Here is a 20288-nt window from a genome sequence, read left to right on the forward strand (position 1 = left end):
TATGGGGCGGGGGCCGGCGTTTTTGCGCCGGGCTGGCCGCGGCGAGGGGCTAGCGCGGGGGCCTGGATCGCGCTTAGGCCGCGCTTGGACCGCGCTTACACCGGATAGACGCCGGTCTGGGCCATCTGCATCAGCCGCGCCACCCGTTCCTCGGTCGCCGGGTGGGTGGAGAACAGGTTGGCGATGCCGCCGCCAGAGAGCGGGTTCATGATCATCATCTGCGCCGTGGCCGGGTGCTGCTCCGCCGTCTGGAACGGAATCCCCTGCGCATAGCGGTGGATCTTGTCGAGCGCCATCGCCAGCGCCTGCGGGTCGCCGCTGATGGTGGCGCCGCCGCGGTCCGCCTCGAACTCCCGGGCGCGCGAGATCGCCATCTGGATCAGCGAGGCCGCCAGCGGGGCCAGGATTGCCACCGCGATGCTGGCGATGGGGTTGGAGCGGTTGCCGTTCTCGTCGCGCCCGCCAAAGAACATGGCGAAGTTGGCCAGCGCGGCGATGGCGCCGGCCATGGTGGCGGCGATGGTCGAGATCAGGATGTCGCGGTGCTGCACGTGGGCCAACTCATGGGCCATCACGCCGCGCAGCTCGCGCTCCGACAGCACCCGCAGGATGCCGGTGGTGGCCGCAACCGCGGCATGCTCCGGATTGCGGCCGGTGGCAAAGGCGTTGGGCGCATCCTCGTTGATCAGGTACACGCGCGGCATCGGCAGCTGGGCGCGCTGCGCCAGCTCCTGCACCATGCCGTAGAACTGCGGTGCGGTGCTCGCGTCGACTTCCTGCGCGTTGTACATGCGCAGGACCATCTTGTCCGAGAACCAGTAAGAGAAGAAGTTCATGCCCAGCGCCATGATCAGCGCGAACATCATGCCGCTGCGGCCGCCGATCATGCCGCCGATGACGATGAACAGCGCCGTGATGGCGGCCATCAGCATGAAGGTCTTGACCCAGTTGAACATTGTCTTGATCTCCGAAAAAATCATCCTCGCGCGCACACCGGGTGGCCGGGCTGGCCGTGCTACGGAAAGCGTGACGCGGTGCTGTTTAGATAGTACCCCGGCCCGGAAATTCAACCGCAGCCTGCCTAAAAAAGGGCAGCAGGCGCCGCGGCCGTTCGTTGCCCCGGCGTGTTCGGCAACCGTCCCTAGCGTTGGGCGAAGGCCAGGCGCGCGCCCAGCCCGATGAAGGCCACGCCCACAATGCGATCCAGCCAGCACTTGAGAAGCGGCACTTCGCTGGCGCGGCGGGTCAGGGTACCCGCCATCCATGCCACCAGGCTGTTCCATAGCGTCGACATCGCCACCATGACGCCGCCCAGGGCCAGGAATGCCAGGGCCTGGTGCTCGGCGTGGCGATCGACAAACTGCGGGAAAAAGGAAATGAAGAACAGGATCACCTTTGGATTCAGCACATTGGTGAGGAAGCCCTGCATGAACAAAGCGCGCAGGCCGCGCGTGCCCGGCTGCGCGGCCGGGGCCTCGTCTGCGCTGGGGGCGCGGATCGCTGCCAGACCAGGCGTAGCCCAAGCCACACCAGGTAGGCTGCGCCGGCAAACTTGATCAGGGTAAAGGCGGTGGCCGAGGCCGCCAGCAAGGCGGTCAGGCCAAAGGCGATGGCCAGCGAGTGCACGCAGCAGCCGGCACTGACGCCGAGCGCGGAGACCACGCCCGCCGCCCTGCCCTGCGCCACGCTGCGCCCGACGATATAGGCCGTATCCGGGCCAGGCGTCACATTGAGCAGGAATACCGCGCCGACGAACAAGGGAAGGTCAGTAATGCCGAGCATGGTTGGCTGCCGGTGAATGGGACGCAAAGCGCGCTGCCGGCAAGTCAGCCCTGGTGGCTTTGCCGCAAGCGCAGGGCGATTATGCCGTGCCTCCAGGCACGGCGCAGCGGGTACCCGGCGGCAGCGGCATGCTTTGCAGGAACTGCTGGGCCGGCACGCGGCGGCCGCCCGGCTTTTGCAGCTCGGTCACGCGCAGCGCGCCCTCGCCGCAGGCGATCACCACGCCGTCGGCATCCGCCGCGAGCACGGTGCCCGGCGCCTGCGGGTGGCTGGCCGTGGCCGCCAGCGGCTGGGCCTGCCAGCACTTGATGACGGTCTCGCCGACCTGCACGGTGGCGCCGGGGAACGGGTTGAAGGCGCGCACCTGGGCGGCCAGCACCGTAGCCTGGCGGCGCAGGTCCAGCGGCGCTTCTTCCTTGGCGATCTTCTCGGCATAGGTCACGCCCTCGGCCGGCTGCGGCGTGCCGGCGAGCGGCTGGCCCGCGCAGAGGCGGCGCAGCGCCTGCACCACCATGCGCCCGCCGAGCGCGGCCAGCGTGTCGTGCAGGGTGCCGGTGGTGTCATCGGGGCCGATCGGCACTGTTTCGCCCTGGATCATCGCGCCGGTGTCCAGCCCTTCGTCCATCTGCATCAGCGTGATGCCGGTGTGCGCGTCGCCGGCCTCGATGGCGCGGTGAATGGGCGCGGCGCCTCGCCAGCGCGGCAGCAGCGAGGCATGGATGTTCAGGCAGCCGTAGCGCGGCAGCGCCAGCACCTCGGCCGGCAGGATCAGGCCGTAGGCGGCCACCACCATGACATCCGGGGCGATCTGCGCCAGCGTGTCCACGGCGGCGCCGGCCTCTTCGGGATACTTGCCGTTACGGCGCAGCGAGCGCGGCTGCAGCACCGGGCCCAGGCCCTGCTCCAGCGCGTACTGCTTGACCGGGCTGGCCTGCAGCTGCAGGCCGCGGCCGGCCGGCCGGTCGGGCTGGCTGAGCACCGCCACCACCGGAAAACCAGCGGCGTGGATGGCTTCGAGCGCCACGCGGGCGAATTCGGGCGTGCCGGCAAAGGCAACGCGCAGCGCTTGGGATGGGCTTGCGGCTTGGGACATGGCGCGCTCCGGCATAAGCGGCACCGGCCGCATCAGCGGCCGGTAACTTGATTCATCGGGAAGGCAATACGATAGCAGACCGGTACCGGAGCGCGGCCGGCGCCGGCTGCCTTACATGCGGGTGCGCTCGCGCTTGTGCAGCTTGGCCAGCTTGGCCTTGATGCGCTGGAGCTTGAGCGGCGACAGGTACTCGACGAAGACCTTGCCCTTGAGGTGGTCCAGCTCGTGCTGGATGCACACGGCAAGCAGGTCGTCGGCTTCGATCTCGAAGGGCTCGCCCTTCTCGTTCAGGGCGCGCACGCGCACATGGTCCGGGCGCTCGACGCGGTCGTAGACCTCGGGCACCGACAGGCAACCCTCTTCCGCCACCTTGCGGGTGTCGCTGGACCAGACGATCTCCGCGTTGATGAACACCTGCAGCGCGTCGCGGGTCTCGGAGATATCGATCACCACCACCTGTTCGTGCACGTCCACCTGGGTCGCGGCCAGGCCGATGCCGGGGGCTTCGTACATGGTCTCGGCCATGTCCTGCACCAGGCGGCGAATGCGGTCGTCCACCACGGCAACCGGTTTTGCCACGGTATGCAGGCGGGGATCGGGGTAGGTCAGGATATCGAGTTTAGCCATGATGCTGGGGCGCAACGCCTGCGGCTCACACATGTGACCCGCGCGTTGCGGCTACGGGTGTTTACATGCAGAATCGGGGCGCAAGTACAAAAATTCAAGGCGCGCCGCAACAGGCACGCTCTCCAGGGTCAATCCGGCTGTTCTGCCAGCCGGTTCGAGAAAATGCGCGATCTTACCAAAGAATACCAGGCGGCGCCGGGCCGCAGGCCGTACGCGTTTGCCCGTTGGATAATCTGTGCGGCCGGAATCACTGCCCTCACAGGGGCACCAGTGCATGCCGCCGATCTTACCGTCACCCCGGCCCAGCGGGCCCAGGCAACCGTCACCGCGCAACAAGGCATTGCCGTCGCCGACCTGGCTTCGGACGCGCCCCAGCAGTATGTCGTGCGCGGGGGCGACACGCTTTGGGGGATCTCCGGGCGCTTCCTGCGCCAGCCCTGGCGCTGGCCCGAGCTGTGGGGCATGAACCAGCAGCAGATCCGCAATCCACACCTGATTTATCCCGGCCAGGTCCTGTACCTGATTCAGCGCGACGGCCGCGCCTGGCTCTCCACCAGCCCCGATGCCGGCGGCACGGTGCGGCTCACGCCGGGCGTGCGCAGCGAAGGCGCGCCCGATGGCGCCATCGCCAGCATTTCCGCCAAGGACGTCGAGCCATTCCTGATCCGCCCGCTGGTGGTGGACGAGGGCACGCTGGAGACCTCGGCGCGCATCATCGCCCTGCCCGAGTCGCGGGTCTACCTGGGCATGGGCGACACCGCCTACGCGCGCGGCGTCTCCCCGCCCGAGGCGGTGGTCGGCAGCGACTGGCAGGCCTTCAAGCCGGTCAAGCCGATCAAGGATCCCGTCACCGGCGTCGTGCTGGGCTACGAGGCCGAGTACCAGGGCAATGTCCGCGTGTCGCGCCTGCCGGAAGGCTTCGACGCGGTAACCACCGTCAAGGTCACCCAGGCCCAGCAGGAAATGGGCTCCGGCACCTTGCTGATGCCCCAGCCGGCGCGCGAGCCGGTGCGCTATGTGCCGCGTGCGCCGGATGTCATGCTCGATGGCCGCATCGCGGCGGTCTACGGCGGCGTGCAGTTCGGCGGCGCCAAGCAGGTGGTCGTGCTCAATATCGGCACCGCCGCGGGCCTCGAGCCCGGCCACGTGCTCGCGCTGTCGCGCGCCGGCCAGGTGGTGCGCGATCGCACGGACGGCAACCGCGCCATCCTGTTGCCCGACGAGCGCTATGGCTTGGCCTTCGTGTTCCGCGTGTTTCCCGGCGTGGCCTATGCCCTGGTCACCGATGCCTCGAACGCGATCGAGGTGGGCGACCGCGTGACATCGCCGCGTTGACCGGGCTGACCGGTGCCCGCGGCCTGGGCACCGGCGCCTTGCGCCAGTTGCTGGCCATCTTCGGCCTGCCGCACCAACTGCTGGCGCAAACCGTCAGCGCACTGGCGGGTGTCATTCCCGAGAAGCATGCCCGGGCACTGCTGGCACCGCCCGATGCCGTCACCATGGCGCTGGTCGAGCGCACCGTGGCCTGGGCCGCCGAGCCCGGCAACCATGTGGTGACGCTGGCCGACGCCGCCTATCCCCGCCCCTTGCTGGATCTGTCCGACCCGCCGCTGGTGCTGTACGTCAAAGGCCGGCTGGAAGCGCTTGGCGGCCCGGCCATTGCCATGGTCGGCGCGCGCAGCGCCACCGTGCAGGGCGTGGAGGACGCGCGGCGCTTCGCCCGCGTGTTGTCCGGCGCCGGGCTGGCCGTGGTGTCGGGGCTCGCGCTGGGCATCGATGGCGCGGCCCATGAGGGGGCGCTGGAGGGCACTGGCGGCACCGTGGCGGTGATCGGCACCGGCGCCGACCTGGTCTACCCTGCCCGCCACCGCGACCTGGCCCACCGCATCGCGTCCCATGGCGCCATCGTCAGCGAGTTCGCGCTCGGCATGCCCGGGCGCAGCCACCACTTCCCCCAACGCAACCGCATCATCGCAGCGCTCGCGCGCGGCGTGCTGGTGGTGGAGGCGGCGGCGCGCTCGGGGTCGCTCATCACGGCGCGGCTGGCGGCCGAGATGGGGCGCGAGGTCTACGCCATTCCCGGCTCGATCCATGCGCCACTGTCCAAGGGTTGCCACCTGCTGATCCGCCAGGGCGCCAAGCTGGTGGAAACCGCGCAGGACGTGCTCGAGGAACTTGGCATGGCCGGGGATGCCGCCCGGCCGGTGGCGCCGGCACCTATGCCGGCGCTCGACGATGTCCTCGGCCTGACGCTCACCCACGACCCCGTCACGCTGGACGCGCTGTGCGCGCGCACCGCCCTGCCGCCCGAGCAAGTGGTGGCCAGCCTGCTGGCCCTGGAACTGGCGGGCGCGGTGGAGCGCCTGCCGGGCAATGTCTATCGGCGTGTAAGCTAGTGGGCGATCCCAGGACCGCGGGCCAAAATACGGATTTCCTGGCGGCCGCTACAATCAAACGATTTCCCGTGCCTGAAAAGGCTCATGTTTCCTCCGCCATGACCGTTTACTTTCCGGAGCAGGACCAGGGCGCGATCGCCCAGGCGCTGGCAGCGCGTCCGCAAGGCCGCCTGGTAGCCTGCCTGTGCGCAGCCTGGTGCGGCACCTGCGGCACCTACCAGGAGGCGTTCACGGCGCTTGCCGCCCGGTTTCCTGGCGATTGCTTCGTGTGGATCGATATCGAAACCCATGCCGACCAGCTGGGAGACCTGGATATCGACAACTTCCCGACGCTGCTGGTGCAGCCGGCGGCGGGTGGAGCCCCGCAGTTCTACGGGACACTTTTGCCGCACATCGAAGTGCTCGAGCGCATGCTGGCGCGCGGTGCGGCCATGCCGGCGACAGCGGGTGCGGAGGTCCCGGACGTGCTCGAGTGGCTGGCGCCGCACGCTAACGACGTCTAACTCCGGTCATCGGCGCCAGGGGCCGGCCGGGAGCACCGCCGGAAAATGCAGTCAAAAAACGAAGCGGGCAGCGGCTGTTCAGGGCCGGCCCGCATGCCAGCAGCGCCCGTTTGACGGCGACGGCGGAGGCAGCTTGCTTGCACCGCCGTCGGAACCGCGCTTATTATTGGCGCCTCAAAGCCCCAAGCTCGCTGTTTACATATAGTGCAGAGCCCTTAGTGGCAACAATTCGCAGGTCGCCAGAGTGCGGCCAGCAAGGATCCGATCCATGTCAAAAGCCCTCATCATCGCGGAAAAGCCATCGGTTGCGGCCGATATCGCCCGTGCCCTCGGGGGCTTTACCAAGCATGACGAATACTTCGAAAGTGACGATTACGTTCTTTCGTCGGCCGTCGGCCACCTGGTTGAAATCGCCGCCCCGGACGAATACGAAGTCAAGCGAGGCAAGTGGAGCTTCGCCAACCTGCCGGTGATTCCCCCCACTTCGACCTGCGCCCCATCCCCAAGACCGAGTCGCGGCTGAAGGTGCTCAACCGCCTGATCAAGCGCAAGGACGTCACCGGCCTGGTGAACGCCTGCGACGCGGGGCGCGAAGGGGAGCTGATCTTCCGCCTGATCCAGCAGCAGGCCAAGGCCAAGCAGCCGGTGCAGCGCCTGTGGCTGCAGTCCATGACGCCGCAGGCAATCCGCGACGGCTTTGCCCGCCTGCGCGACGATGCCGACATGCTGCCGCTGGCGGACGCCGCGCGCTGCCGCTCGGAAGCCGACTGGCTGGTGGGCATTAACGGCACGCGCGCCATGACTGCGTTCAACAGCAAGGGCGGCGGCTTCTTCCTGACCACGGTTGGCCGGGTGCAGACCCCCACGCTGTCGATCGTGGTGGAGCGCGAAGAGAAGATCAAGAAGTTCGTCCCGCGCGACTACTGGGAAGTGCGCGCCGAGTTCATCGCCGCCGCCGGCCTCTACGAAGGCCGCTGGTTCGACCCCAAGTTCAAGAAGAGCGAGTTCGATCCCGAGACGCGCGAGTCGCGCCTGTGGAGCGAGGCCGAGGCCAAGAGCATCGTGGCGGCCTGCCGTGACAAGACCGGCACCGTCACCGAAGAGTCCAAGCCGTCCTCGCAGCAGTCGCCGGCGCTGTTCGACCTGACCACGCTGCAGCGCGAGGCCAACTCGCGCTTTGGCTTTTCGGCCAAGAACACCCTCGGCCTGGCCCAGGCGCTGTACGAAAAGCACAAGGTGCTGACCTACCCGCGTACCGATGCGCGCGCGCTGCCCGAGGACTACCTGGACACGGTCAAGCAGACCATGGACATGCTGGCCGAGAGCTCGCCGAACTACCTGCCGCACGCCAAGAAGGTGCTGGCCAGCGGGTGGATCAAGCCCAACAAGAAGATCTTCGACAACAGCAAGATCAGCGATCACTTCGCTATCATCCCGACGCTGCAAGCCCCGAAGAACCTCTCGGAGCCGGAACAGAAACTGTATGACCTGGTGGTGCGCCGCTTCCTGGCGGTGTTCTTCCCGGCGGCCGAGTTCCAGGTCACCACCCGCATTACCGAGGTGGCCGGCCATCATTTCAAGACCGAGGGCAAGGTCCTGGTCAATCCTGGCTGGCTGGTGGTCTATGGCCGTGAAGCCCAGGGCGACGAGGCCAACCTGGTGGCGGTGGCCAAGGACGAGCGCGTCAAGGTCGACAAGGTCGACGGCGTGATGCTGACCACCAAGCCGCCCGCGCGCTACAACGAAGCCACGCTGCTGTCCGCCATGGAAGGCGCCGGCAAGCTGGTGGACGACGACGCGCTGCGCGAGGCCATGGCCGGCAAGGGCCTGGGCACGCCGGCCACGCGCGCGGCCATCATCGAAGGCCTGCTCGCCGAGAAATACCTGGTGCGCGAAGGCCGCGAGCTGATTCCCACCGCCAAGGCCTTCCAGCTGATGACGCTGCTGCGCGGCCTGGGCGTGCAGGAACTGACCCAGGCCGAGCTGACCGGCGAATGGGAGCACAAGCTGTCGCAGATCGAGCGCGGCGGCCTCAAGCGCGACGAGTTCATGCGCGAGATCGCGCAGATGACGCAGCAAATCGTCAAGCGCGCCAAGGAATACGACAGCGACACCATTCCGGGCGACTACGCCACGCTGGCCACGCCGTGCCCGCAGTGCGGCAGCCAGGTCAAGGAGAACTACCGCCGCTTTGCCTGCACCGCGTGCGAATTCTCGATCAGCAAGATCCCGGGTGGGCGCCAGTTCGAGATCGACGAAGTCGAAGAGCTGCTGCTGAAGAAGGAAATCGGTCCGCTGCAAGGCTTCCGCAGCAAGATGGGCCGGCCGTTCGCCGCCATCCTCAAGCTGGGCAAGGACGACGAAGGCCATTACAAGATGGAATTCGACTTCGGCCAGAACGACGACGACAACGACGGCGAGCCGGTCGACTTCAGCGAGCAGGAAGCGGTTGGTGCCTGTCCCAAGTGCGGCGGCTCGGTGTACGAGCACGGCATGAAGTACGTGTGCGAGAACAGCGTGGCCGTGCCCAAGACCTGCGACTTCACCACGGGCAAGATCATCCTGCAGCAGGAGATCTCGCGCGAGCAGATCGGCAAGCTGCTGGGCGTGGGCCGCACGGACCTGCTGACCGGCTTCAAGTCATCGCGCACCGGGCGCAACTTCAAGGCCTTCCTGGCCAAGCAGCCGGACGGCAAGATCGGCTTCGAGTTCGAGGCGCGCGAGCCCAAGGCGGGCGCCAAGACCGCGGCCAAGGGCGCAGCGGCCAAGACCACGTCCGCCAAGGCTGGCGGCGAGGATCAGGCTGCCGAAACGGTGAGCAAGGCCAAGGCGCCGGCCAAGAAGGTGGCGGCCAAGAAGGCCCCCGCCGCCAAGAAGGCACCCGCAGCGAAGAAAGCCGCGGCCAAGACGCCGGCCGCCAAGCGCGCTACCGGCAAGTCCCGCGCCGACGACGAAGCCACGGCCGACGCCGAGGAGGAGTGAGCCGCGCGCGGAGCCGGCGTCCTGCCGGCTCCGCGCTTGCCTTTTATCCCTCTATCCCTTTATCCCTCGATCCTGCGATTCCCCTACTGGTTGTCGCTGCGGATCTTGCCCTCTTCGAGCAGGAAATCGATAAAGGCGCGGACCTTGGTCGGCAGGAACTTGCGGCTCGGGTAGACCACGCTGATATCGCGTTTCGGCAACTGGTACTGCGGCAGGATGTGCGTCAGCCGCCCCGCCTCGATATTGGGGCGCGCCAGGTAGGATGACAGCATCGCCACGCCCATGTCGGCCAGCGCCGCCTGGTGTGCCAGCTCGGCATTGCTGCACAGCAGGCCCGGGCGGATCGGCACCGTCACCTCGCCCTCCGGGCCCGACAGCGTCCACTCATGCTCAGCGGTGGGAAGGCGCATTGCGATACAGCGGTGGTTGGTCAGCTCATGCGCGTGGCGCAGCGGCGGGTGCTTGCGCAGGTAGCCCGGCGAGGCGCACAGGATGATCTCGGCGGAGATCAGCGGGCGCGCCACCAGGTGCGAGCCCAGCCCCAGGTCCGACAGCACCACGCCCACGTCGCGGCCCTCCTCCACGATATCGACGATACGGTCCGACAGCTGCACGTCGAATACCACTTCCGGGTACAGGGCCTGGAAGCGCGCCAGCGTGTCCGGCAGCAGGTGCAGGCCGAACATCACCGGCGTCACCAGCCGTAGCGTGCCGGAGAGCGACTGGCTGCGCGCCGTCACCACGGCCTCGGCCTCCTCTACATCCTCCAGGATCTGCTGGCAACGCTGCAGGTAGGTTTCCCCGGCATCGGTCAGCGACAGGCTGCGGGTGGTGCGATTGAGCAAGCGCGTGCCAAGGTGGCTCTCCAGGTCGGCGACGTAGCGCGTCACTACCGCATTGGACATTTCCAATTGTTGCGCCGCACGAGCAAAGCTGCCGAGCTCGACCACTTTGGAAAAGACGCGCATCGATTGCAGCCGGTCCATGACATAGTCTCCAGTCTTGCCCGCGAACTTTTACGGAAAGTGGGTTGTTTATTGTTAAAACTACAACTAATCATTGTCTGGGGCAATATTTATTCATATCAGGGAAATGCCTAATATGAAGCCATCGGATGCCGCATTGCAGCGAAGGCTGCTGAGAAGACTAGGTGTCCTGCCTGTGGAAAGGATTCAATCATGAAAAGCCAACGTTTCGCCCTGATCGCCGCTGCCACCACGCTTGCAGCCGCCCTGACCGCCGCCCCCGCATTTGCCAAGGCCGGTAAGTTCGACCCCTACACCGATGGCGCCCGCGCCACCCAGGCTTCGGTCTACAGCAACGGCGGCAAGGCAGGCAAGTTCGACAGCTTTACCGACGGCGCTCGTGCCGGCAAGTTCGACCCGTTCACGGATGGCGCCCGCGTTGGCAAGTTCGACCCGTACACCGACGGCGCCAAGGCCGGCAAGTTCGACGTCTTCACCGACGGCGCCGCTGCCCTGTAATTCAGGCGCCCTGTCGGCGGGAACCGCTTCTGATGGCGGTTCCATCCCTTTCGGCTGATCTCCACAGGCCGACGGGGAGGGAGCGAAAGCTCTCTCTCCGTACTACATGGAGGACACGCCCGTACCACGCCGGTACGGGCGTGTTTGTTTTTGGGCCGCCCGCTTGTGTTGCTTGTGCCGCGTTCGCTCGCGCGTATCGGGTGATGCATGATACCCCCGGCCAGGTTTTCGGACCGGCGTCGGGGCATAAAAAACGGGCCAGTCATGGCCCGTTTTTGTTGCCGGCGTCGTAGGCCGGCTGCCTGCGGGCGGGAGATGATCCCGCCTGCGCCATGCAGATCAGTCGTCGTGATCGTGATGGTTGTGGCCACGGCCGTGCTTGCGCTTGTAGCCGCTGCGGTAGTAGCGGTCATCGCGGTAGCCGCGGCCGCGTTCGTCCGCGTAGGAGTTGCTGCGCGAGACGTTGCCGCCCAGTGCGGCGCCTGCACCGCCGCCAACCGCCGCGCCCAGCAGGCCGCCGGTGCGCCCGCCCATGGCGTTGCCCGCTGCCGTGCCTGCGCCGCCGCCCAGCGCGCCGCCGATGATGGCGCCAGTGCGCTCGCGGCGATTGGACGTGACCGCCCCGCCTGCGCCGCCGCCAACCGCGCCGCCGATCACCGCACCGGTCGAGCCGCCTAGCGCGCCACCGACCGCCGCGCCGGCGACACCGCCGAGTGCGCCGCCGAGGGCATTATTCATATCGCCCGCAAACACCGGCAGGGCGGATGCCGCCAGGGCGATGGCCAGGGTGAAACTGCGAACGGGGTGCCGAGACATGTTCTTCTTCCTTGGGTTGAGCAACTGTGACGCAAGTGTAGAGATGTAGCCGCGACCTTGCTGTAACCACGTGTAAGGCGCTGTAACCGCTGCAGAAACGTCAAACGGTCCGCCAGTATTGGCGGACCGTTCTTTAACAGCGTGAAGCGCGGAGTTACTGCGGGGTTAGGATGGTTGTGCGGCTATGCGCACTCACATTCCTGTGTGCGTGCCGCATGCCACGTGCAGATCAGCAACATTTTCCCTGCCCCCCGCCGTAGCGGGCCTCCTGCCGTTCGCGAAAGAATGCCTCGTAGGTCATGGGTTCGCGGTCGGGGTGGGTGGCCTCCATGTGCGCCACATAGGTCTGGTAATCCGGCAAACCCACCATCAGGCGCAGGGACTGGCCCAGGTAGCGTCCCATGGTTCCAAGTTGCTCAAGCATGATGGATCTCCTGTCTACAAATCCAAGCCCGATATCGGGTTAGCGCTGGCCGGTGGCCAGCGCACGCACTCAATGCTGCGCCGAAGCCGAAGCCGAAGCCGGCATCGGTTCGAACGGCGTTTCGCGGTCGCTCGGGCGGCTCTGCGTGCGGGCCTTCATCGCGGTCTTGAAACCGTAGAACACGATCGACAGCACCACGAACATGAACAGCGCGCACAGCCCGGCATCCAGGTAGTCGTTGAAGACGATGCGATGCATCTGCTCCATCGACTTGGCCGGAGCCAGCACCTTGCCTTGGGCGATGGCGTCGCTGAACTTGGCCGCGTGGGTCAGGAAGCTGACCTTGGGATCGGCGTCGAACAGCTTTTGCCAGCCGGCGGTCAGCGTGCAGATCAGCAGCCAGATGGTGGGCACCAGGGTGACCCAGGCGTACTGGCCGCGCTTCATCTTGACCAGCACGCAGGTGCCGAGCACCAGCGCCACCGCAGCCAGCATCTGGTTGGAGATGCCGAACAGCGGCCACAGCGTGTTGATGCCGCCAAGCGGGTCAACCACGCCCTGGTACAGGAAATAGCCCCAGAACGATACGGTCAGCGCGGTGGCGATCAGGTTGGCCGGCAGCGAGTCGGTGCGGCGAAACGACGGCACGAAGCTGCCCAGCAGGTCCTGCAGCATGAAGCGGCCCGCGCGGGTGCCCGCATCTACCGCGGTCAGGATGAACAGGGCCTCGAACAGGATGGCGAAGTGGTACCAGAAGGCCATCATGGCCTGGCCGCCCACCACCTGGTGCAGGATGTGGGCAATGCCCACGGCCAGCGTCGGTGCGCCGCCGGCGCGCGAGATGATGGAGTTCTCGCCAACGTCCTTGGCGGTCTGGATCAGCACGTCGGGCGTGATCACGAAGCCCCAGCCCGAAACCACCTGGGCTACCGTTTCCGGCGAGGTGCCGATCACGGCTGCCGGGCTGTTCATGGCGAAGTAGACGCCCGGCTCGATCACCGAGGCAGCCACCAGCGCCATGATGGCGACGAAGGACTCGGCCAGCATCGCGCCATAGCCGATAAAGCGCATATGCGCTTCGCTCTCGAGCAGCTTGGGCGTGGTGCCCGAGGAGATCAGCGCGTGGAAGCCCGACACCGCGCCGCAGGCGATGGTGATGAAGAGGAACGGGAACAGGTTGCCCGACCACACCGGCCCGCCGCCCTTGGCGAACTGCGTGAACGCCGGCATCTTCAGCTCCGGCGCCACGATCAGGATGCCGATGGCCAGCGCGATGATGGTGCCGATCTTCAGGAATGTGGAGAGATAGTCGCGCGGGGCCAGCAGCAGCCACACCGGCAGCACGGCGGCGATAAAGCCGTAGATGATCAGCATCCACGTCAGCGCCTTGCCGTCGTAGGTGAACAGCGGCGCCAGCACGGCGCTCTCATGCACATACTGGCCGCCGATGATGGCGAGCATCAGCAGCACGAAACCGATCACCGACACCTCGCCGATGCGGCCCGGGCGGATGTAGCGCGTGTAGATGCCCATGAAGATGGCGATAGGAATCGTCACCCCCACCGTGAAGGTGCCCCAGGGCGAGTCCGCCAGCGCCTTCACCACGATCAGCGCCAGCACTGCCAGGATGATGATCATGATCATGAAGCAGCCGAACAGCGCGATCATGCCGGGCACCGTGCCCATCTCGGACTTGATCAGGTCGCCCAGCGAGCGGCCGTCGCGGCGCGTGGAGATGAACAGCACCATGAAGTCCTGCACCGCGCCGGCAAACACCACGCCCGCCAGGATCCACAGCATGCCGGGCATATAGCCCATCTGCGCGGCCAGCACCGGGCCCACCAGCGGGCCGGCGCCGGCAATGGCGGCGAAGTGGTGGCCGAACAGCACGGCCTTGTTGGTCGGCACGTAGTCCAGCCCGTCGTTATGGCGCCAGGCCGGCGTCATGCGTTTGGGATCGAGCTGCATCACCTTCTCGGCGATGAACTTGCTGTAGTAGCGGTAGGCGATCAGATAGATGCAGATCGCGGCGACCACGATCCACAAGGCACTGACGGCTTCGCCGCGAGACAGTGCAACGGTGGCAAAGGCAAAGGCGCCAAGGACGGCGACGGCCAGCCACACCAGGTGTTGCCCGATGCGATTCATGATGAGGGTCTCCTCAGACCATTTTTAGGAATGCCGGCGGCGGCAGGTGCCGGAAGCAAGGGGCGCGCGGGTGGCGTCCCCTGGTGGCGGCGGGCGGAGGGTGGGCGGCGGGTTGATTCCTGCCCAGTCTCCGTCGACGCCCGGTATGTCTCGCAAGATCCGGATCTGGTCGTCGCAGGCGGGCGATGCAAACAGCTCAGACGCTAGCCGCACCCACTGCGCAGGACGCATGCATTGCGCCGCCTGTGCGGCACTCGCGCGTCCGGCGTGTAGTATTGACACCCGTCCCTGGCGGCACAAGCGCGGAACTACGCAGCGATGCTGCGTGTTACTACGTAGATCGACGCTCGCATGCCGCTTGCGCGTCATCCGTGTTTACCCCGGTCCCGATGAAACTCCGTCAGAAAATCCTGTTACTGGCCGTCGCGCCGCTCGCCGTGGCCATGTTCGGCATCGCGCTGGCCGTGCGTTACCAGGCCACCCAGCTGGCAAGCCACGAGCGCGCGCTGGTCGAGGCGGCCTACCTGCAGAGCAAGGAAGTCGAGCTGCGCCACTACGTAGAACTGGCGCAAAGCGCGATCGCGCCGATGGTGCGCTCGGGCCACAACGATGCGGCCACCCGCGACGCCGCCATGCAGGCCCTGGCGCGCCTGGACTACGGCCCCGACGGCTACTTCTTTCTCTACGACCTGCAGGGCCGCAACCTGATGCACCCGCGCCAGCCCGAGCTGGTCGGGCAGGATTTGTGGAGCTTGCGTGACCCACAGGGCGCGCTCACCATCCAGAAGCTGATCGCCGCGGCCCGCGCCGGCGGTGGGTCGGTGCGTTATATGTGGAGAAAGCCCTCCTCGCAGCAACTGGCCCCCAAGCTGGGTTACGTGGTCGCCGTGCCGGAGTGGAACTGGATGCTGGGCACAGGCATCTATCTCGACGACGTGGAGCGCACCCTGCGCCAGCTCGATGCGCGGGCGGAGACCGATATCCGCGAGACCATGGCCTGGATCGGCGTGATTGCCGCGATCAGCATCCTGCTGGTGGCCGCCAGCGGCCTGGCGCTCAATGTGAGCGAGCACCGCGAGGCCGACGCCAAGCTGCGGCAGCTGGCGCAGCGCGTGGTGCAGTCGCAGGAAGAAGAACGCGCGCGGCTGTCGCGCGAGCTGCACGACGGCATCAGCCAGCTGCTGGTGTCGGTCAAGCTGCTGCTGGAGACGGCCGCCAACCGTCTGCGCATGGCCCCGGCCGAGGGCGCCTCGGTTGCGCCCGTGCTTGGCACTGCGCTGGTCCGGCTGGATACGGTCTTCAATGAGGTGCGCCGGGTGGCGCGCAACCTGCGCCCCGCCCTGCTTGACGACCTTGGCCTGTTCGCGGCGCTGCAGCACCTGGCACGCGAGATGCAGGAAGGCAGCGGGCTGCAGATTGCGGTGTTGCACACGGGCAAGCCGCGCGAACTCGCCGACGAGCAGGCCACGGCCCTCTACCGCATCGCCCAGGAGGCGCTGACCAATGTGGAGCGGCATGCGCATGCGCGCCATGTCACGCTGGTGCTGGCGTTCGACGCCAACGCTACCCGCCTGACCGTGCAGGACGACGGCGCCGGCTTCGACGTGGCCCGCATGCAGCTCGATCCGAAGCGCGGCATCGGCCTGCGCAACCTGCGCGAGCGCGTCGCCGCGCTGGGCGGCGAGTTCGATATCGTCTCCGGGCCGGGCGCGACCCGGCTGAGCGCCGCGGTTCCGGTAGTGCCGGTGCAGTCGAGCATACGCCACAACCCAAATTTGCCAGATTCACCAGGAAACACCCACTCATGACCCCCGCCCCCGCCCGCGTCCTGCTGATCGACGACCACGCGCTGGTGCGCGACGGCATGCGCATGCGTCTTAGCCTGCAGCCCGAGCTCACGGTGGTGGGCGAAGCCGACGACGGCGAGGCCGCGCTGGCCTGGCTGGCGCGGGCCAGCGCCGAGCACATGCCTGAGCTGGTCATCACCGATATCGGCATGCGGGGCATGGGCGGCATCGCACTGGCCGCCGCGCTGCACGAGGACTATCCCGAACTGGCCGTGCTGATCGTGTCGATGCACGACAACCTCGAATACGTGCGCCAGGCGATCCGCGCCGGCGCGCGCGGCTATGTGCTCAAGGATGCGCCCGCCGACGAACTGATGGCCGCCATCGCCGCGGTGCTGGCCGGCCGCGTGTTCTACAGCGCCCGCATCGCCCGCAGCATGGCCGAGCAAAGCCCGGCCGCCGGGCCGCTCGATGCGCTCACTCCGCGCGAGCGCGACATCTTCAACTGCATCGGCCGCGGCCAGGCCAACAAGGACATTGCCGCCGCGCTGGGCGTGTCGGTGCGCACCATCGAGACCCACCGGCTCAACCTGCGGCGCAAGCTGGGCATCGAAGGCCGCGCCGAACTGGTGAAGTTCGCCGTGGAACATGCCGGCGCCGAGGGCGGACCGGGCGGGCCCAAATGAAAAAGCCCGCCCCGTTTCCGGGGTGGGCTTTCGAGCATCAGGTTTGTCAGCGAGGCCGGGCCTGCCTGCTATTTAGGCAGCCAGACGCTTGGCCAGCGCGGCCTTGGCATCCACCAGGGCTTGCGGCAGGTTGTGCTTGAGTTGCGTGAACAGCTCCTCATGCAGCGCCAGCTCCTGTTGCCAGGCGGCGTGGTCGATCGAGGTGACTTGCTCGAATTGCTGCTTGGTGAAGTCCAGGCCTTCCCAGTTCAGGTCCTCGAAGCGGGGCGAGGTGCCGAACACGTGGTCGGTGCCCTTGCCGCGGCCTTCTACGCGGTCGATCATCCACGACAGCACGCGCATGTTCTCGCCAAAGCCCGGCCACACGAAGTTGCCGTCCGCGTCCTTGCGGAACCAGTTGACGCAGTAGATGCCCGGCAGCTTGGCGCCGGCAGCTTCCAGCTTCTTGCCCAGCGCCAGCCAGTGGCCGAAGTAGTCGCTCATGTTGTAGCCGCAGAACGGCAGCATGGCGAACGGGTCGCGGCGCACCACGCCTTGCTGGCCAGCAGCGGCGGCGGTGGTTTCCGAGCCCATGGTGGCGGCCATGTAGACGCCTTCGGTCCAGTTGCGGGCTTCCGTCACCAGCGGCACCGTGGTGGAGCGGCGGCCGCCGAAGATGAACGCATCGATGGCGACGCCGGCCGGGTTGTCCCAGTTATCGTCGATCGACGGGCACTGCACGGCCGGGGCGGTGAAGCGGGCGTTCGGGTGGGCAGCCTTGGCGCCGGTTTCCTTGGCGATGGCCGGGGTCCAGTCCTTGCCTTGCCAGTCGGTCAGGTGCGCCGGGGCTTCCTTGGTCATGCCTTCCCACCACACGTCGCCGTCGTCGGTCAGCGCCACGTTGGTGAAGATGACGTTTTCCTTGAGCGTGGCCATCGCGTTGAAGTTGGTCTTCTCGCTGGTGCCCGGGGCCACGCCGAAGTAGCCGGCTTCCGGGTTGATGGCGTACAGGCGGCCGTCCTGGCCCGGCTTGATCCAGGCGATGTCGTCGCCGATGGTGGTGACCTTCCAGCCTTCGAAGCCCTTGGGCGGGATCAGCATGGCGAAGTTGGTCTTGCCGCAGGCCGACGGGAACGCAGCGGCCACGTGGTACTTCTTGCCTTCCGGCGACGTCACGCCCAGGATCAGCATGTGCTCGGCCAGCCAGCCTTCGTCGCGGCCCATGGTGGACGCAATGCGCAGCGCGAAGCACTTCTTGCCCAGCAGCGCGTTGCCGCCGTAACCCGAGCCGTACGACCAGATTTCGCGCGTTTCCGGGAAATGGACGATGTACTTGGTCGGGTTGCACGGCCACGCCACGTCTTTCTCGCCGGCAGCCAGCGGCTTGCCCACGGTGTGCACGCACGGCACGAACTCGCCGTCGGTGCCCAGCACGTCGAACACGGCGCGGCCCATGCGCGTCATGATGCGCATGTTGACGGCAACATACGGCGAATCCGACAGTTCCACGCCAATGTGGGCGATCGGCGAGCCCAGCGGGCCCATCGAGAACGGCACCACGTACAGCGTACGGCCGCGCATGCAGCCGTCGAACAGGCCGGACAGCGTCTGGCGCATTTCAGCCGGGGCGGTCCAGTTGTTGGTGGCGCCGGCGTCTTCCTTCTTCTGCGAGCAGATGAAGGTGCGGTCTTCCACACGTGCCACGTCGGACGGATCGGACAGCGCCAGGAACGAGTTCTTGCGCTTGGCCGGGTTCAGGCGCTTCATGGTGCCGGCGGCGACCATCTGTTCGCACAGGCGGTCGTATTCTTCCTGCGAGCCGTCGCACCAGTAGATATTGTCGGGTTTGGCAAGGGCGGCGAACTCGGCGACCCAGGCGACCAGCTTCTGGTGCTTGACCCAGGCTGGAACGTTGAGTGCGGGCGTGCCCTGCATGGCGGGGTGGTTCATACTGCAACTCCAAAGCGTAAAGGAAAATCTTGCAAAGCCTGGCGGTTGCCGCGTCGGGAGACGGCTGGCGGCGGCCCCACGACCAGGGCAGACCGCGGCAATTCGCCGCTGGGTTCCGCACCGGGCCGGGTAGGATGGCTCAGGCCAGGATCGTCACATCCCGTTACAACTCCGCAGCGACCGGAACTGCGCAAAAGGTCGCGACAGGCCCCGCGGCTGCGCTACGGTGGCGCTTCGCCTGTGACAGGGCCGGGCAGGCTTTGTCCGACGTGGCCCGGGTGACGGGAGCAAGGCTCGACCGACAATCTGGGGCGGCATCGGAACCGGCAAGGATACCACCGCCGCACGCCGCTGTTTTTGCTCCGCAGCAATGTTCGTGCGCGATTCCGGGCCATGCCGTATTGTCTGGTTTGCCTGTCCGTCGGCTCACTTTCGCGTCGCGCGGGATTGTTCCCGCGGCGTGCTGCATCCGGTGCGGTGTTGGGCGACAGATGCTAAAACTATAACGTTGATGGGTGCGCCGCAATGTGGGTGTGCGCACCTTGCGATAGCCAAACTAGAGTTTCCCATGAGTTTCCGATGAAGATTGCCGTACTCGACGATTATCAGGATGCCGTTCGCAAGCTGTCATGCTTCAGCCTGCTCGATAGCCATGACGTCAAGGTGTTCAACAACACCGTCAAGGGCGTAGGCCAGCTGGCGGCACGCCTGTCCGACGTGGAAGCCGTGGTGCTTATCCGCGAACGGTCGCGCATCACCCGGCAACTGCTGGAAAAACTCCCCAAGCTCAAGATCATCAGCCAGACCGGGCGCATTGGCGGCCATGTGGATGTCGAGGCCTGTACCGAGCGCGGCGTGGCGGTGCTGGAAGGCGCGGGCTCGCCCGTGGCCCCGGCCGAGCTCACCTGGGCCCTGATCATGGCGGCCCAGCGGCGCATTCCCCAGTACGTGGCCAGCCTCAAGCATGGCGCCTGGCAGCAGTCCGGGCTCAAGTCCACCACCATGCCACCCAACTTCGGCCTGGGCCAGGTGCTGCGCGGGCAGACGCTCGGGATCTGGGGCTACGGCAAGATTGGCAAGCTGCTGGCGGGCTACGGCCGCGCCTTCGGCATGAACGTGCTGGTATGGGGACGCGAGAACTCGCAAAAAGCGCGCGCGAGGACGGCCTGGCCGTGGCCGAGTCGCAAGAGCAATTGTTTACCGACAGCGATGTCCTGTCGCTGCACCTGCGCCTGAATGACGAGACCCGCGGGCTGGTCAAGCTGGCCGACTTCTCCCGCATGAAGCCCACCGCGCTGTTCGTCAACACCAGCCGCGCCGAGCTGGTCGAGGAAAACGCCCTGCTGGCCGCGCTCAACCGCGGGCGCCCCGGCATGGCGGCGGTCGACGTGTTCGAGTCCGAGCCCATCCTGCAGGGCCACGCCCTGCTACGCATGGAAAACTGCATCTGCACGCCGCACCTGGGCTATGTCGAGCGCGAAAGCTATGAGATGTACTTCCGCATTGCCTTCCAGAACATCCTCGATGTGCTGAGCGGCAAGCATGACAGCATCGCCAATCCCAAGGCGCTGACCCCGGCGCTGTCGCGATAAGCGCCAGGCCGTAGACGCTAGCCCCGCCGGCCCCTCGGC

The 20288-nt window shown here is 66.9% G+C and carries 14 protein-coding genes and 3 pseudogenes; 8 read left to right on the forward strand and 9 right to left on the reverse strand.

From position 1 onward, the window contains the following. Positions 1-95: 95 nt before the first annotated feature. From htpX to def, 4 genes and pseudogenes are all read right to left on the reverse strand, one after another. Positions 96-956, reverse strand: coding sequence for a zinc metalloprotease HtpX (gene htpX, locus OMK73_RS27705; protein ID WP_267604841.1), 861 nt, complete (start codon positions 954-956; stop codon positions 96-98). Positions 957-1141: 185 nt separating this feature from the next. Beyond that, a pseudogene (locus OMK73_RS27710) lies at positions 1142-1782 on the reverse strand (LysE family translocator). Between the two features lie 79 nt (positions 1783-1861). Beyond that, on the reverse strand, positions 1862-2875 hold the full coding sequence (gene fmt / locus OMK73_RS27715) for a methionyl-tRNA formyltransferase (RefSeq protein WP_267604842.1): 1014 nt from the start codon (positions 2873-2875) through the stop codon (positions 1862-1864). Positions 2876-2986: 111 nt separating this feature from the next. After that, positions 2987-3502 (reverse strand): peptide deformylase, encoded by a 516-nt coding sequence (def, locus tag OMK73_RS27720; protein ID WP_267604843.1) that lies wholly within the window; start codon positions 3500-3502, stop codon positions 2987-2989. 162 nt (positions 3503-3664) lie between these two features. Here def and OMK73_RS27725 point away from each other — a divergent pair, with 162 nt between their 5' ends. From OMK73_RS27725 to OMK73_RS27740, 4 genes and pseudogenes are all read left to right on the forward strand, one after another. Continuing rightward, the gene (locus OMK73_RS27725; protein WP_267604844.1) at positions 3665-4837 is read left to right on the forward strand and encodes a LysM peptidoglycan-binding domain-containing protein; all 1173 of its coding nucleotides are present in this window, start codon (positions 3665-3667) and stop codon (positions 4835-4837) included. After that, complete coding sequence (gene dprA, locus OMK73_RS27730; protein WP_267606537.1) at positions 4825-5898, forward strand: DNA-processing protein DprA; 1074 nt, start codon at positions 4825-4827, stop codon at positions 5896-5898. Before OMK73_RS27725 ends, dprA begins: the two co-directional genes overlap by 13 nt. A gap of 98 nt (positions 5899-5996) precedes the next feature. Next, positions 5997-6401, forward strand: a complete 405-nt coding sequence (locus OMK73_RS27735; RefSeq protein ID WP_267604845.1) for a thioredoxin family protein — start codon at positions 5997-5999, stop codon at positions 6399-6401. Positions 6402-6669: 268 nt separating this feature from the next. After that, positions 6670-9383 (forward strand): annotated as a pseudogene (locus OMK73_RS27740) (DNA topoisomerase III). A gap of 83 nt (positions 9384-9466) precedes the next feature. Here the strand turns inward: OMK73_RS27740 and OMK73_RS27745 are convergent. After that, complete coding sequence (locus OMK73_RS27745) at positions 9467-10369, reverse strand: LysR family transcriptional regulator (RefSeq protein WP_267604846.1); 903 nt, start codon at positions 10367-10369, stop codon at positions 9467-9469. A gap of 192 nt (positions 10370-10561) precedes the next feature. On the opposite strand from OMK73_RS27745, the gene OMK73_RS27750 reads away from it, so the two are divergent. After that, on the forward strand, positions 10562-10867 hold the full coding sequence (locus OMK73_RS27750; RefSeq protein ID WP_267604847.1) for a hypothetical protein: 306 nt from the start codon (positions 10562-10564) through the stop codon (positions 10865-10867). Positions 10868-11206: 339 nt separating this feature from the next. Here OMK73_RS27750 and OMK73_RS27755 read toward each other — a convergent pair whose 3' ends face one another. The 3 genes from OMK73_RS27755 to OMK73_RS27765 all read right to left on the reverse strand — a co-directional run bounded on the left by OMK73_RS27755 (position 11207) and on the right by OMK73_RS27765 (position 14255). Next, entirely contained in the window at positions 11207-11683 is a 477-nt protein-coding gene (locus OMK73_RS27755) for a hypothetical protein (protein ID WP_267604848.1), read from the reverse strand. Between the two features lie 229 nt (positions 11684-11912). Then, positions 11913-12107 (reverse strand): YbdD/YjiX family protein, encoded by a 195-nt coding sequence (locus OMK73_RS27760; RefSeq protein ID WP_006162283.1) that lies wholly within the window; start codon positions 12105-12107, stop codon positions 11913-11915. Positions 12108-12176: 69 nt separating this feature from the next. Further along, positions 12177-14255: a carbon starvation CstA family protein gene (locus OMK73_RS27765; RefSeq protein ID WP_267604849.1), complete on the reverse strand. Its 2079-nt coding sequence runs from the start codon at positions 14253-14255 to the stop codon at positions 12177-12179. Between the two features lie 389 nt (positions 14256-14644). Here OMK73_RS27765 and OMK73_RS27770 point away from each other — a divergent pair, with 389 nt between their 5' ends. Both OMK73_RS27770 and OMK73_RS27775 read left to right on the forward strand, forming a co-directional pair. Continuing rightward, a complete protein-coding gene (locus tag OMK73_RS27770; protein WP_267604850.1) occupies positions 14645-16063 on the forward strand; it encodes a cache domain-containing protein in 1419 nt (472 codons plus the stop codon). Next, the gene (locus OMK73_RS27775; RefSeq protein WP_267604851.1) at positions 16060-16728 is read left to right on the forward strand and encodes a response regulator; all 669 of its coding nucleotides are present in this window, start codon (positions 16060-16062) and stop codon (positions 16726-16728) included. Before OMK73_RS27770 ends, OMK73_RS27775 begins: the two co-directional genes overlap by 4 nt. Before the next feature lie 72 nt (positions 16729-16800). Here the strand turns inward: OMK73_RS27775 and OMK73_RS27780 are convergent, their stop codons facing one another. Further along, positions 16801-18657 carry a phosphoenolpyruvate carboxykinase (GTP) gene (locus OMK73_RS27780; protein ID WP_267604852.1) on the reverse strand — a complete coding sequence of 619 codons (1857 nt, stop codon included), beginning with the start codon at positions 18655-18657 and terminating at the stop codon, positions 16801-16803. A gap of 579 nt (positions 18658-19236) precedes the next feature. Here OMK73_RS27780 and OMK73_RS27785 point away from each other — a divergent pair. Continuing rightward, positions 19237-20249, forward strand: a pseudogene (locus OMK73_RS27785) (D-2-hydroxyacid dehydrogenase family protein). The last annotated feature ends 39 nt before the right edge of the window (positions 20250-20288 follow it).

Source organism: Cupriavidus sp. D39 (assembly GCF_026627925.1).
Classification (GTDB): Bacteria; Pseudomonadota; Gammaproteobacteria; order Burkholderiales; family Burkholderiaceae; genus Cupriavidus; species Cupriavidus ulmosensis.